This window comes from Deinococcus koreensis (assembly GCF_002901445.1).
GTDB lineage: Bacteria > Deinococcota > Deinococci > Deinococcales > Deinococcaceae > Deinococcus > Deinococcus koreensis.
The window spans coordinates 3,388,918-3,402,510 of record NZ_PPPD01000001.1; the positions used below are offsets into that span (position 1 = coordinate 3,388,918).

The 13,593-nt window shown below is 69.6% G+C and carries 10 protein-coding genes; 3 read left to right on the forward strand and 7 right to left on the reverse strand.

Going from position 1 to position 13,593, the window contains the following annotated elements; genetic code table 11:
* The first annotated feature begins 15 nt into the window (after positions 1-15).
* Entirely contained in the window at positions 16-1,476 is a 1,461-nt protein-coding gene (locus CVO96_RS15965) for an aspartate aminotransferase family protein (protein ID WP_103313079.1), read from the forward strand.
* Positions 1,477-1,703: 227 nt separating this feature from the next.
* On the opposite strand, the gene CVO96_RS15970 is transcribed toward CVO96_RS15965, so the two are convergent.
* Complete coding sequence (locus tag CVO96_RS15970; protein ID WP_103313080.1) at positions 1,704-2,219, reverse strand: hypothetical protein; 516 nt, start codon at positions 2,217-2,219, stop codon at positions 1,704-1,706.
* A 117-nt stretch (positions 2,220-2,336) separates the two neighbouring features.
* On the opposite strand from CVO96_RS15970, the gene CVO96_RS15975 reads away from it, so the two are divergent.
* Both CVO96_RS15975 and CVO96_RS15980 read left to right on the forward strand, forming a co-directional pair.
* Complete coding sequence (locus CVO96_RS15975; protein ID WP_103313081.1) at positions 2,337-3,170, forward strand: alpha/beta fold hydrolase; 834 nt, start codon at positions 2,337-2,339, stop codon at positions 3,168-3,170.
* 46 nt (positions 3,171-3,216) lie between these two features.
* Positions 3,217-5,772 (forward strand): excinuclease ABC subunit UvrA, encoded by a 2,556-nt coding sequence (locus CVO96_RS15980; RefSeq protein ID WP_103313082.1) that lies wholly within the window; start codon positions 3,217-3,219, stop codon positions 5,770-5,772.
* A 59-nt stretch (positions 5,773-5,831) separates the two neighbouring features.
* On the opposite strand, the gene CVO96_RS21155 is transcribed toward CVO96_RS15980, so the two are convergent.
* The 6 genes from CVO96_RS21155 to mntE all read right to left on the reverse strand — a co-directional run bounded on the left by CVO96_RS21155 (position 5,832) and on the right by mntE (position 13,557).
* Positions 5,832-5,972, reverse strand: a complete 141-nt coding sequence (locus tag CVO96_RS21155) for an MFS transporter small subunit (RefSeq protein WP_165795330.1) — start codon at positions 5,970-5,972, stop codon at positions 5,832-5,834.
* 15 nt (positions 5,973-5,987) lie between these two features.
* Positions 5,988-7,394, reverse strand: a complete 1,407-nt coding sequence (locus tag CVO96_RS15985; RefSeq protein WP_103313083.1) for an L-lactate MFS transporter — start codon at positions 7,392-7,394, stop codon at positions 5,988-5,990.
* 230 nt (positions 7,395-7,624) lie between these two features.
* On the reverse strand, positions 7,625-8,452 hold the full coding sequence (locus CVO96_RS15990) for a formate dehydrogenase accessory sulfurtransferase FdhD (RefSeq protein ID WP_103313084.1): 828 nt from the start codon (positions 8,450-8,452) through the stop codon (positions 7,625-7,627).
* The gene (locus tag CVO96_RS15995; protein ID WP_103313085.1) at positions 8,436-9,038 is read right to left on the reverse strand and encodes a helical membrane plugin domain-containing protein; all 603 of its coding nucleotides are present in this window, start codon (positions 9,036-9,038) and stop codon (positions 8,436-8,438) included. Before CVO96_RS15995 ends, CVO96_RS15990 begins: the two co-directional genes overlap by 17 nt.
* Positions 9,039-9,071: 33 nt before the next feature.
* Positions 9,072-12,140 carry a formate dehydrogenase subunit alpha gene (gene fdhF / locus CVO96_RS16000; RefSeq protein WP_243398408.1) on the reverse strand — a complete coding sequence of 1,023 codons (3,069 nt, stop codon included), beginning with the start codon at positions 12,138-12,140 and terminating at the stop codon, positions 9,072-9,074.
* Positions 12,141-12,654: 514 nt separating this feature from the next.
* Positions 12,655-13,557 carry a manganese efflux transporter MntE gene (mntE, locus tag CVO96_RS16005; RefSeq protein WP_103313086.1) on the reverse strand — a complete coding sequence of 301 codons (903 nt, stop codon included), beginning with the start codon at positions 13,555-13,557 and terminating at the stop codon, positions 12,655-12,657.
* Between the last annotated feature and the right edge of the window lie 36 nt (positions 13,558-13,593).

The window sequence follows — 13,593 nt, forward strand, 5'->3', positions numbered from 1 at the left end:
ACTAGACTGGCGGGCATGTCCGTTTCCCGCCCCGACTTCATCCGCGCCGACGAGGTGCTCCACGATCAGCTCAGCCCGGCCCGCGTGCGCGAGCTGGAGCTGACCTACGGCAACCAGGAACTGCTCTACGGCCTGGGCCTGCTGGAGCTGTCCGGGCCGTTCACGCGGGTCACGCCCTGGGAGCTGGAAGACGAACGCGGCGTGCGGCGCATCAATGCCAGCGGCTTCGCAGCCGTGCCCTTCGGGGATATGCCGCCGGTGCTGACCGCCTTCCTGCACGACTTTCTGGATCACAGCCGCGCCATGGGCCTGCCCCAGCAGTCGGTGAGTCCCTGGCGGGCCGCGCTGCAGGCCAATCTGGTGCGCCTGCTGGCCCGTGAACTGCCCAGCCACGCCGGCAGCCAGGTCTTCTTCTGCTCCAGCGGCACCGAGGCCGTGGAGGGCGCGTTGAAGTTCGCCAAGGCCTGGCGGCCGCGCTCGAAGTACCAGATCTCCTTTTCCAGCGCCTACCACGGCAAGACCCTGGGCAGCCTGAGCCTGACCCCCAACCCCGAATACCAGGACATCTTCCGGCCGCTCATTCCGGGCGCCGTGACCTGCCCCTACGGCGACCTGGACGCCCTGGGCCGCCTGATCCGCCGGCTGGGCCCCGACAACGTGACCTGCGTGATCGTGGAACCGATCCAGGGCGAGGGCGGCGTGAACGTGCCGCCGGGGGGCTTCCTGCGCGGGCTGGGCGAGCTGTGCCGCCGCCACGGCATCGTGGTGATCGCCGACGAGATCCAGACCGGCCTGGGGAGAACCGGCCACTGGTTCGAATCGGCCGCCCAGGGCCTCGACGCCGACATCATCACCCTCGCCAAGCCGCTCGGGGGCGGCCTCACGGCGGTCGGCGCGACCATCGTGCGCCACGACATCTACAAGAAGATGCTGGGCGGCCTGAGTTCCAAGCGCCACTCGAACACCTTCGGCGGCGGCACCCTGGCGATGGCGGTCGGCCTGAAGAGTCTGGAGTACCTGATCGACCACGACTTCCCGGCCCGCAGCCTCGCGCTGGGCGAGGTCGGCCTGAAACGCCTGCAGGAGCTGAAAGCCCGCTTCCCGAAACTCTTCGAGGAGGTGCGCGGCCAGGGCCTACTGCTCGCCATGCAGTTCCGGCCGATGGTGGGGGTGCCGCTGCCCGCCGCCCTGCAGGAGATCGTCTTCGAGGCGACCGCCATCCTGGCCCTGCGCGAGCTGCACGGCGCGGGCGTGATGGCAAACCTGAGCCTGAGTTCCAAGCGCACCGTGCGCCTCACGCCCGCCCTGGACATGCCCGACGAGGTATTCGGCCGGATGTTTGACCGCGTGGAAGCCTTCGCCCAGACTCATCCCAACGCCCGCGACCTGCTGCTCAAGACGCCGCCGGCCATGACCGCGAAACTGGCCGCCTTCGCCGCCAGCAAGCCCAAGAAACGCACGCCCAGCGACGGCTGATCCGGATTCCGAATGCTATCCGTTCTGTGTTCGGAATCAATCCGGTGCGGAGGGACTCGCAGAGCTGCGAAGCAGAGGAGGAAATGATACGGATTTCGCCGCAAGCGACTCGTAGAGCTCCGCAGGTGACTCGCAGAGCGCCGAAGGCAAGGGACATCCGGCGCTTTCCCGGATGTTCCGGAATGGAGCGGCAGTCCGTATGATCCGGAGGCCCGGCCCGCTGCAGCTCAGGCCAGGCCGCAGGCGCGCTGCACGATCAGGTGCAGTTCGTCGCGCCCCAGGCGGCGGGCGTCGAGTGGCAGGTCGTCGGGCAGGTCGCTCAGCCCGCGCACGATGGGCGTGAAGCGGAACTCGGGGCGCATGATCAGGTCGCGCCGGGCGGTCAGCGCCAGACTGAAGTCGGTTCGCAGCTCGAAATGGGCGTTGACCTCGGCCCGCAGCGGCGCGGGATCGTCGGCCAGCAGGGCGACCAGCGCGGGGTGGGGCGCGAAGGCGTCTTCCAGTTCGCGCCCCACCTTGACCAGATCGAGGAACACGGCCGCGTTGGGAATCGAGTAGCCGCTGATGCGCCGGCGGCAGACCTCGGGGCCGTCGCCGCGCACCAGACTCACCTCGCGCCCGGCGCGGGCCGCCCCGCCCAGCAGCGCCCACAGCCGCCCCAGGCTGGAGTAGCGCGCCAGTTCCACGTACCCGGCCGGCTTCACAGCCAGCGGGCGGGTCGGACGCTCGGTTGAGGCGGTCACGGCCGCATCCTAGAGCATGGGCCTGTGTGGGCGGTGACGCCTGCCGGAGTCCGTTACGTCGGCCCCCTGCCGCCCCCGCACCGTGACCCCCGCCCCGGTATGGGCCATGCTGTGCTCATGACCCGCCTGCGCCGCCCGCCCCGTCTAGGCCTGCCCCGCCTAAGCGCCCGCGCCCGCGCCTGGCTGCTGGCCCTGCTGTGCCTGCTGGCCGGCTACTTGGTCGCCACTGCCCGCCAGACGCTCGTCCGTCCTCCGCTGGTGCTCGGCCAGGACGCGGTACCTCCTGTCGGCGCAGCGCCTGCCGACACCTCGGACACCGCCCGCGTGACACTGGAGAACGTCGGCGGCCCGGCTATCCGCATCCGGCCCGCCCAGGGCGAGGGGGGCACGCTGCTGGTGTTCTATCCCGGCGGTCTGGTGCGCCCGCAGGCGTACGAGTGGCTGGGCCGGGCGCTGGCCGCGCAGGGCGTGGAGACCCTGATCCCCGCCTTCCCCCTCGACCTCGCGGTGATCCAGCCAAACCGCGCCGACGCCCTGATCGCCCGCTACGGAAAGGGAAAGCGTGTGCTCGTCGCGGGGCATTCCCTGGGCGGCGCGATGGCCGCCGGGTACGCCGCGGAGCACGCTCAGGCGCTCTCCGGCCTGATCCTGATGGCGGCTTACCCGGCCGGCAACGTCAGCCTCAGGGAGGCGTCCCTGCCCACCCTCTCGCTGCTGGCCGAGCGCGACGGCGTGGCGGCGCCGGACGCGGTGCGCGGGGGCCTGGAACGGCTGCCCGCCGGCACCACCCTGACGGTCGTTCCCGGCGCCGTCCACGCCTTCTTCGGTCGCTACGGCCCGCAGCGGAACGACGGTAGGCCCACCGTCACCCGTGCCCAGGCAGAGGGCGATATCCTCCGCGCCCTGACTGCCTTCCTGGCCCGCATCCCTTCGGCAAGCGTTCAGAAATAGGGGAGTCCTGAAGGCGAGTCCCGGCGCGGCCCCGCATACTCCCGCCATGACTCGCCCCGATGGCTCCCTTCCCACGCTGCTCGATACCGGGATGGTGCGGGTGCGCGGCGCCCGCGAGCACAACCTCAAGGAGGTGGACGTGGACGTGCCGCGCGGCGCGCTGGTGGTGTTCACCGGCGTCTCGGGCTCGGGGAAGTCCTCGCTGGCCTTCGGCACGCTGTATGCCGAGGCGCAGCGCCGCTATCTGGAATCGGTCTCGCCCTACGCCCGGCGCCTCTTCACCCAGGTCGGAGTGCCGGACGTCGACCGCATCGAGGGGCTGCCGCCGGCCGTCGCGCTGCAGCAGGGGCGCGGCAGCCCCACGGCGCGCTCCAGCGTGGGCAGCCTGACCACCCTCAGTAACGTGCTGCGGCTGCTGTACTCGCGGGCCGGCGACTATCCGCCCGGCCAGGGCATCGTCTACGCCGAGGGCTTCTCGCCCAACACCCCGGAGGGCGCCTGTCCGCAGTGCCATGGTCTGGGCCGCCTCTACGACGTCACCGAGGCGTCGATGGTGCCCGATCCGTCGCTCACCATCCGCGAGCGGGCCATCGCGGCGTGGCCGACCGCCTGGGGCGGGCAGAACCAGCGCGACATCCTGGTCACGCTGGACTATGACGTGGATCGCCCCTGGCGCGACCTGCCGCAGGAGCAGCGCGACTGGATCCTGTTCACCGACGAGCAGCCGGTCGTGCCGGTGTACCCCGGCTTCACGCCCGAGGAGACGAAGCGGGCGCTGAAACGCAAGCTGGAGCCCTCCTACATGGGCACCTTTACAGGCGCCCGGCGCCACGTGCTGCACACCTTCGCCCACTCGGGTTCCGAGAGCATGAAACGCCGCGCGGCGTCGTACATGGTCATGAGCGAGTGCCCGACCTGCCACGGCAAACGCCTGACCCCGGCGGCCCTGTCGGTCACTTTTGCCGGCCTGGACATCGCGGACTTCTCGCGCCTGCCGCTGGCCCGCGTGGCCGAGCTGCTCGCACCTGCCGCCGGGGGCGACCCGGACCGCCCGCCCGGCTTCCCGCCGCGCCCGACCGAGGAAGCGCTGGCGCTGACCCGCCTGGCCGGCGACCTGGTGTCGCGGATCGGGGTGCTCCAGGGGCTGGGGCTGGGCTACCTCAGCCTGGAGCGCTCGACCCCGACCCTCTCGCCGGGCGAGCTGCAGCGCCTGCGGCTGGCGACCCAGCTCTATTCGCACCTGTTCGGCGTGGTGTACGTGCTCGACGAGCCCTCGGCCGGCCTGCACCCCGCCGACACCGAGGCGCTGCTGGACGCCCTGGCGCGCCTGAAGGCCGCCGGCAACTCGCTGTTCGTGGTCGAGCACGAGCTGGACGTGATCCGCCGCGCCGACTGGATCGTGGACGTCGGCCCCGGCGCGGGCGAGCGCGGCGGCCGGGTGCTCTACAGCGGCCCGCCGGAGGGACTCAGGGACGTCCCTGAGTCGCTGACCGGCCGCTACCTCTTCAACGCCGCCCGGCCGACGGTGCGCGCGCCGCGTGCGCCGACGGGCTGGCTGCACCTTCGGGGCGTGCGCCGCAACACCCTGCAGGCCCTGGACGCCGAGCTGCCGCTGGGCGTCCTGACGGCGGTCACAGGGGTCAGCGGTTCGGGCAAGTCGAGCCTGGTCAGTCAGGCGCTGCCGCAGCTCCTGGCAGCGCACCTGGGCCAGCCCGCACAGCCGGAGGGCGGGGAACCATCCCCCGACGACGCCGAGGCTGCCCGTCCCACCGAGGGCCGTCTGGACGGCGACCTGCACCTCGTGGGGCGGCTGGTGCAGGTCGACCAGCAGCCGATCGGACGCACGCCGCGCTCGAACATCGCCACGTACACCGGGCTGTTCGACCAGGTGCGCGCGCTGTTCGCCGCCACTCCGGATGCCAGAAAGCGGCGCTACAGCGCGGGGCGCTTCTCCTTCAACGTGAAGGGCGGGCGCTGCGACCACTGCCAGGGCGAGGGCTTCGTGATGGTCGAGCTGCTGTTCCTGCCCTCGGTCTACGCGCCCTGCCCGGTCTGCCACGGCACGCGCTACAACGAGAAGACGCTGGAGATCACCCTCCGGGAGCGCACCATCGCCGACGTCCTGGCGATGACCGTCGACGACGCGGCCGCCTTCTTCGGGGAAGAGCCCACGCTGCGCCGCCCCCTGGGCGTGCTGCAGGAGGTCGGGCTGGGCTACCTGCGGCTGGGCCAGCCGGCCACCGAACTCTCGGGCGGCGAGGCGCAGCGCGTCAAGCTCGCCACCGAACTGCAGCGCAGCGCCCGCGCCCACACGCTGTACGTGCTCGACGAACCCACCACCGGCCTGCATCCCGCCGATGTCGAGCGGCTGCAGGCGCAGCTGGAACGTCTGGTAGACGCCGGGCATACGGTGATCGTGGTCGAGCACGACCTGGGCCTGATCGCCGGGGCCGACTGGGTGATCGACCTGGGGCCGGGCGCCGGGGACGAGGGCGGCCGGATCGTCGCCGCCGGCCCCCCGGCCGAGGTCGCGCGGGCCAGGGGCAGCCGCACGGCGCCGTATCTGGCGGCCGTGCTGGAGGGCGCCGCCGCCGCGCTCTGAGCGGAGACGTCGAAGCGGCCCACCCCCGATGAAGGGTGGGCCGCTGCCGATTTCCAGCGCTACTGGAACAGCTGCACGACTTTGAGCAGGGTCTGCCACACGCCCCAGGCGAGCGGAATGCCGGGTACCAGCCAGAAGAGGTAGGTGGCAGCGGACACTTTGTCGGCTTGGTGCACTTCAGTCACAGGATTCTGGGTCATAGGGGTCTCCCGGTCTCAGTCGTCGGCGGCCTGGGGGCGGCTCTGGGGGGACTCGGCCCAGTAGCGGCTGGCGACCGGGCGCACGAGCAGGTTGGCGATGAAGCCCACGACCAGCAGCGCGGCCATGATGTACATGACCGTGGAGTAGGCCTGGGCGGCGGGCACCCCGGCGGCGATCTGCCGGTCGCGGAAGCCGTTGAGCAGGGTGGGGCCGACGATGGCGGCGGCGCTCCAGGCCAGCAGCAGGCGGCCGTGGATAGCGCCCACGTTGATGGTGCCGAACATGTCGCGCAGGTAGGCGGGAATGGTGGCGAAGCCGCCGCCGTACATCGACAGGATCACGCAGAAGCCCGCGACGAACAGGGGCAGGCTGCCCATGCGCCCGAACTGCGGAATCAGGAAGTACAGCACCGCGCCCAGCGCGAAGAAGATCATGTAGGTCGGCTTGCGCCCGATCCGGTCGGAGGTGGAGCTCCAGAAGAAGCGCCCGGCCATGTTGAAGATGCTCAGCAGGCCCACGAAGCCGGCCGCCGCCGCCGCCGTAACCCCGTTGCCGGTGCCCAGCACGCGGTCGGAGAACATCTCCTGCACCATCACGCTGGCCTGACCGAGCACGCCGATCCCGGCCGTGACGTTCAGGAACAGCACCGCGAACAGCAGCCAGAACTGCGGAGTGCGGAAGGCCTGGTCGACCAGCACGTTGTGGTTCGAGATCATGCCGCCCGCCGCGTTGACCTTGGGTGTCCAGCCCGCCGGCTTCCAGCCCTCGGCGGGCACGCGGATCAGGAAGGCGCCGAACAGCATGAACAGCAGGTACACCGCGCCCATGATCAGGAAGGTGGTGCCCACGCCCAGCGTGCCGTCGCCGGCGAAGCGCGCCATCAGCGCGGTGCCCAGGGGGCTGCCGATCAGCGCACCGCCCCCGAAGCCCATGATCGCCATGCCGGTCGCCAGACCGGGGCGATCCGGGAACCACTTGATCAGCGTGCTCACCGGGCTGATGTAGCCCAGCCCCAGGCCGATGCCGCCCATCACGCCGTTGCCCAGGATCACCAGCCAGAGCTGATGCGTCCGCACGCCCAGAGCGGCCACGAAGAAGCCCCCGCAGAACAGCAGCGCGGAGGCGAACATGGTCTTGCGCGGGCCCTCGCGCTCGACCCACTTGCCGAAGATGGCCGAGGAGGCGCCCAGGAAGAACAGCGCCACCGAGAAGATCAGGCCGACCTGAAACAGCGACCAGTCGCCGGCCGCGCCCGTCTCGGCCTTCAGGTCGCCGCTGATCAGGCGGGAGAGGGGTTTGTTGAATACCGAATAGCCGTAGATCTGACCGATGCTCAGGTGCACCGCCAGCGCGGCGGGCGGCACCAGCCAGCGGCTCCAACCCGGCCCGGCGACGGAATGCTCACGATCCAGAAAGCCCATGCGTTCCTCCTTCCCTACAACTTGATGAGATGTGGAGGAGTGTAGACACTCGGGGGAGAGCTGTCTCTTGATGGGGCCTTTCATGAAGAAACACCTGTCTCTCAGGCAGAGACAGCACGAACTTACATTTTACGAGGGATGAAATGGAAGGCGGGTCATTTCACTTCAATTCAGGTGGAAGAGGGCAGTAAACCCCTGGGAGCGCGGCCTCAGGAGGTTCAGCCGCCTCCTCACGCCTCCACACGCTCGGCCCCCGAATACACCGTCAGCCGCCCCTCGCGCGCGAAGCCGCAGAGGGTCAGGCCGAAGGTGGCGGCGGTGTCCACGGCCAGACTGGTGGCCGCGCCCACGGTGACCACCACCGCAACCCCGGCAGTCACCGCCTTCTGCGCGATCTCGAAGCCGGCGCGGCTGCTCACGACCAGAATGTGGCGTCCCAGGTGAAGCTGGCCCTGCGTCAGGGCCCAGCCCACCACCTTGTCCACCGCGTTGTGCCGGCCCACGTCCTCGAAGGCGCAGAGCAGCGTGCCGTCCGGGGAGCAGAGTCCGGCGGCGTGCAGTCCGCCCGAGGCGTCGAAGCCCGGCTGGGCCGAGCGCAGGACGTCCGGCAGGCTCGCCAGGAAGCTGGCCCGGAGGGGGTTCCCCGTCCAGACCGGCGCCTGCGCCCGCACCGCCAGCCGCTCGATGCTGCCCGATCCGCAGACCCCGCAGGCGCTCGACGACACGCCCAGCCGCGCTCCTTGCGCCAGCCGCTCGTACTCCGGCGTGTGCAGGTGCCAGACGTTGGCGTTCTCGCCGTCCGGGGCCAGATCATACCCGTGGGGCAGCAGTCCTTCGGAGACCAGCCAGCCCAGCAGCAGCTCGCGGTCGTGGCCCGGCGTCCTCATCAGGACGGCCAGCGGCAACGAGGTCTCGGGGGTGTGCAGGCGAAGCTCCAGCGGTTCCTCGACCGCCACCGTGTCGTCCTGCTCCCCCCTCTGCCCGGCCTGGAAGCGCGTGACGGGCAGTGAAATGGTCTGCCCGTCCGTGTTCAGGAGTGCCTCAGCGACCGGCCTCATATCGGCTGGTGGACTTCGCCGCCTTGCTGGCCGGCGCGCCCTTGGCCGCCGGGGCTGACAGGGGAGACGTGGTGGTCTTGCCCCCCTGCTGGCTGGCCTCGTTCAGTTCGGCCAGTTCCTCCTGCCCTTCCCGCAGCGCCCGGCCGAAGCCCTTGAGGGTACCGAACAGGGCGCCCAGCGCGATCTGCACGTCCTTGTCGCGCATGAGGCCCATCAGCTCGCCCAGGCCCACGCCCTCGGAACGCGCTACGCGGCGGGCGCCCTCGTTCACGCCCTTGGTCAGGGCGCGGCCCAGCGTGCCGGTCGTGTTGGGATCGAGTTCGCTCAGGGTGCGCGCGACCTCCAGCAGGTTGCGGAGCAGGTGCACCGAACTCTGCCCCTCCATGATCTCCAGTGCGCCGCCAGCCAGGCCGCTGCCGCCGCGCACCACCTTGTTCGCCACGTCCAGCACCCCGTGGTCGTGCAGGGAGCGCAGCAGCTTCAGCCCCTCCAGCAGCGCCTCGGCGCTGTGCGGGTCGTTCCCGGCCTCGGCCAGCAGTTCCTGGGGCGTGGGGCGGCGGTGTTGGTATTCGATGTGTGTGGCCATGGAGTCTCCCGTCGGGCTCGGAAAGGGTGAGGATCAGTCGTCGGCGCCGCTGAGCTGGTCGGCCCGCGCATTCAGGCTGGCGCCCTCCAGCATGGTGAGGCTCGCGCCGGGGAACACGTAGTCCGGGCGCTGCCACTTGCGCTCGACCTCCACGCCGCGCTGCGGGGTCGGGTGGCCCCAGCGGTGGTTGGTGCGCGGCAGGGGATTCTCGCCGTCCAGGCTGAGCACCTCCATCCGCACGGCCACGTCCTTGTAGGCGGGCGTGTGGGTGGTCTGGTCGGTGTGGCTGCCCGTCAGGCGGTTCACGGCGTCCACCGCGTTGGGCACGTTCATGGGCATGTAGAGCTGCCGGCCCTGCACCCGCGCGGTGACCAGCACCGGCATCTTCACGGCCCCGTGGCGCGAGACGAGCCGCACCGTGCTGCCGGTCTTGATGCCGCGCTCCTCGGCCAGTTCGGGCGAGACCTCGATGAAGCCGTTGGGCACCTTGGATTTGATGCCGGGCGACTCGAAGGTCATGATCCCCTCGTGGAAGTGCTCCAGCATCCGGCCGTTGTTCAGGTGCAGGTCGAATTCCTCGGTCGCGCTCTCCAGCGGCGCAATCCACTGGGCGGGGTACAGCCGCGCCTTGCCGTCGGGGAAGGGGAAGCCGTCCAGGAACAGCAGCGGCGTGTCGGTGCCGTCGGCGTGCACGGGCCACTGCAGCGAGCGGAAGCCCTCCAGACGCTCGTAGCTCACGCCGGCGAACAGCGGCGTCAGGCGGGCGACCTCGTCCATCACCTCGGAGGGGTGCGCGTAGTTCCAGCCGGCGCCCAGGCGGTTGGCGATCTCCTGGATGATCTGCCAGTCGGGCTTGGAGCCGTCCAGCGGTTCCAGGGCCTGATACAGCCGCTGGATGCGCCGCTCGGTGTTCGTGAAGGTGCCGTCCTTCTCCAGGCTGGGGCTGGCGGGCAGCACCACGTCCGCGAAACCGGCGGTGTGCGTGAACAGCACGTCCTGCACCACGAAGAATTCCAGCTTGTTGAAGGCTTCCTCTACGTAGTTGGCGTTCGAGTCGACGATCGCCATCTCCTCGCCCATCAGGTACATGAACTTCAGCGTGCCCTCGTGGATGGCGTCCACCATCTCGTGGTTGTCCAGGCCCTTGTTCCTGGGCAGCGGCGTGCCCCACTCGTTCAGGTGGCGGCGCTGCACGTCTTCGTCCTGCACATTCTGATAGCCCGCGACGAAGGTCGGCACCGCGCCCATGTCGGACGCCCCCTGCACGTTGGAATGGCCGCGCAGCGGGTAGGAGCCCGCGCCGGGGCGCATGTAGTTGCCGGTCACCAGCAGCAGGTTGGAGATGGCCGTGCTGGTCTCGCTGCCGCCACACTGCTGGGTGACGCCCATGGCCCACATGATGCAGGTGCCATCGGCCTGCACGATCTCGTGCGCGATCTGCTTGAGCTGCTCCTGCGAAATGCCGCTGACCTGCTCGGCGTAGTCCAGGTTGTAGGGCGCCAGGGTTTCCCTGAACTCGTCCAGGCCGTTCACCCAGCGGGCCAGGAAGTCCCTGCTCTCCAGGCCGTTGTCCAGGATGTACTTCGCCACGGCGTTCAGCCACACGAAGTCCGTGCCGGGCTTGGGCCGGATGAACAGGTCGGCGCGGCTGGCCATCTCGTGCTCGCGCAGGTCGGCCACGATCAGGCGCTGGCCGTTCAGCTTGTGGGCACGCTTGACCCGGGTCGCCAGCACCGGGTGGGACTCGGCCGTGTTCGTGCCGATGCCGATGACCAGCCCGGCCAGCTCCAGATCCCGGATCGAACCGGTGTCGCCGCCGTAGCCCACTGTGCGGAAGAGGCCCACAGTCGCCGGGCTCTGGCAGTAGCGCGAGCAGTTGTCCACGTTGTTGGTGCCGACCACCGCGCGGGCGAGCTTTTGCATCAGGAAGCATTCCTCATTGGAGGTCTTGCTCGACGCGATAAACGCCAGGGCGTCGGCGCCATCCCGCGCCTTGATCTCGGTCATCTTGCGCGCGATCAGGCTCAGCGCCTCGTCCCAGCTCGCCTCGCGGTAGGTGTTTCCCTCGCGGATGAGCGGCGAGGTCAGGCGTTTGCCGGAGTTCACGTAGTCCCAGCCGAACTTGCCCTTCACGCAGGTGCTCACGCCGTTGGCCGGGCCGTGGGTGGGCTCGATCTTGAGGATGTGGCGATCCTTCGTCCAGACCTCGAAGGAGCAGCCCACCCCGCAGTAGGTGCAGACCGTCTTGGTCTGTTTGATGTAGCCTTCCCGGCCCGCCGACTCGATCTCCGAGATGTTCAGGATCGGGCCGTAGCCCATCGATGGCTCGATGTCCTTGACCAGCGCGACCGCGCTCTGGAACATGGGCAGCGGGATGCCCGTGAAGTAGCCCGCCTCGTGCACCATCGACTTTTCCATGAGCGCGTTGCAGGGGCACACCGACACGCAGTGCCCGCAGCTCACGCAGCTCGACTCGTTGATGGCCTTGCCGCCGTCCCACTGCACGCGCGGATGCTCGGATTCCCAGTTGATGCTCAGCGTCTCGTTCACCTGAAGGTTCTGGCAGGCCTCCACGCAGCGCCCGCAGAGGATGCACTGATCCGGGTCGTACTGGTAGAAGGGGTTGGTGGCGTCCACCGCGTAGGGCTTGGGCTGGTAGGGCCGGTTCTGGTGCTCGACCGCCATCAGCTTGGTCGTGTTGTGCACCGTGCAGTTGCCGTTGTTGTTGTCGCAGACCGTGCAGTACAGCAGGTGGTTGGCGAGGATGCGGTCAAACGCATTTTCGCGGGCCAGCTGGGCGGCCTGCACGGCGGTTCGCACCGTCATGCCCGGCGTGACCTTGGTGCCGCAGGCCCGAACGAGCTGGCCGCCGACCTCCACGATGCAGGTGTCGCAGGTCTGGATCGGCCCGAGCTGCGGGTGGTAGCAGACCTGCGGCAGCTCCATCTGGGCGCGGTTGATCACGTCCACCAGCGGCTCACCCTCGTGAGCGCTGAGGGTCTGGGCGTCCACGGTGATCTGGGTCGGCGGGCCGTACGCCGGGCGGGTGGGCCCCGCCATGGAACGGATGTGGGTGTCGGTGCGGGGGTCTATCTCGGCCATGTCCTCTCCCTTCGTCCCGAACGGCGGCTGTGTGCTGTCCGCTCGTGTCCGTGGTGCCCTGCTGGAATGCCGGGAGTATAGACACGATGCCCGCGCACAAAAGAAGCCCCCGGCGCGCAAACGCTTTATCAATGGTTCACGGGGACGGAACGCGCTCGTGGCCACCCCGCTTCAGGCCGCCACATCCGGGACGATACGGGAGAGTCCTCCGCTGCGGAGCACCGGCAGTCCACGCCGCCAGAGGAACGCTCCTCCCGACTCCGTCCAGCCCTGGGATGTGCCGTTCAGAGGTGCTTCCGAGCGGCGAGACAGACGAATCGGAAGGGCTTGGCTGGCCTTCCTATCCCCCTTCGCTGCGCGCTGCCGCCCGTTTCTCCGGACTGTGCCCGTCGAGGGGGAGGGGCGAACACCGCCCTGTACATCACCTGTCGGGCGTCCTTGCCAAGCCTGTCTCCGCACCCGCGTTCTCGCCTAACGCAGTCCGGACACAGAGCCCGCTCGACCGGCATCCGCCTCAGAGCACCAGCACGCCGTGGTGCTTGGCCTTCTCCTGCGGCTCCACATGGATCGTCACGCTCACGTCGGGCATCTCCGCGCGCAGGGCGTCCTCGACCCGGTCACAGATGGCGTGCGCCTCCTCCACGGTCATGGCACCGGGCACGACCATGTGGAACTCGACGAAGGTCAGGCGGCCGGCGTGGCGGGTGCGCAGGTCGTGCATCTCCAGCGCGCCCTCGCCGTGCTGGCTGAGGATGGTACGGATCCGGAGTTCGGTGTCCTTGTCGACCCCGGCGTCCATCAGGCCGCCCACGCTCTCGCGCACCAGCTGCCAGCCGCTCCAGAGGATGTTCAGGGCCACCAGCATGGCCAGCAGCGGGTCGAGGAAGTACCAGCCGGTCAGCCGCGCGGCGAGCACACCGATCAGCACGCCCACGCTGGTCACCACGTCGCTCATGACGTGCCGGCCGTCGGCGGCCAGGGCCGGGGAGCGCAGGGCCCGGCCCTGGCGCACCAGCACCGTGGCCCACAGGGCGTTCAGCACGCTGGCCCCCAGGTTGACCGCCAGGCCCTCGTAGGAGGCCGCGATCTCGACCGGATTCTGGAGGGCCGGAATGGCCGCCCGCAGGATGGAAATGGCCGCCAGGACGATCAGCACGCCCTCGGCGACCGCGCTGAAATACTCGGCCTTGGTGTGGCCGTAGGGATGGTTCTCGTCGGCCGGCCGCGCAGCGACCCGCAGGGCGACGAACGCCGCCAGCGCTGCCGCCACGTTGATGATGCTCTCCAGGGCGTCGGAATACAGCGCGACACTTTTGGTCATATACCAGGCCAGGAATTTCAGGCCGAGCACGATACAGGCGACCAGCACGCTCCCCAGGGCGAGGCGAGAGGCGAATTGAGGATGTGGCTGGGTCATCCAGGCGAGGCTAGCAGGGTTAGGTGCGGCGAAAAC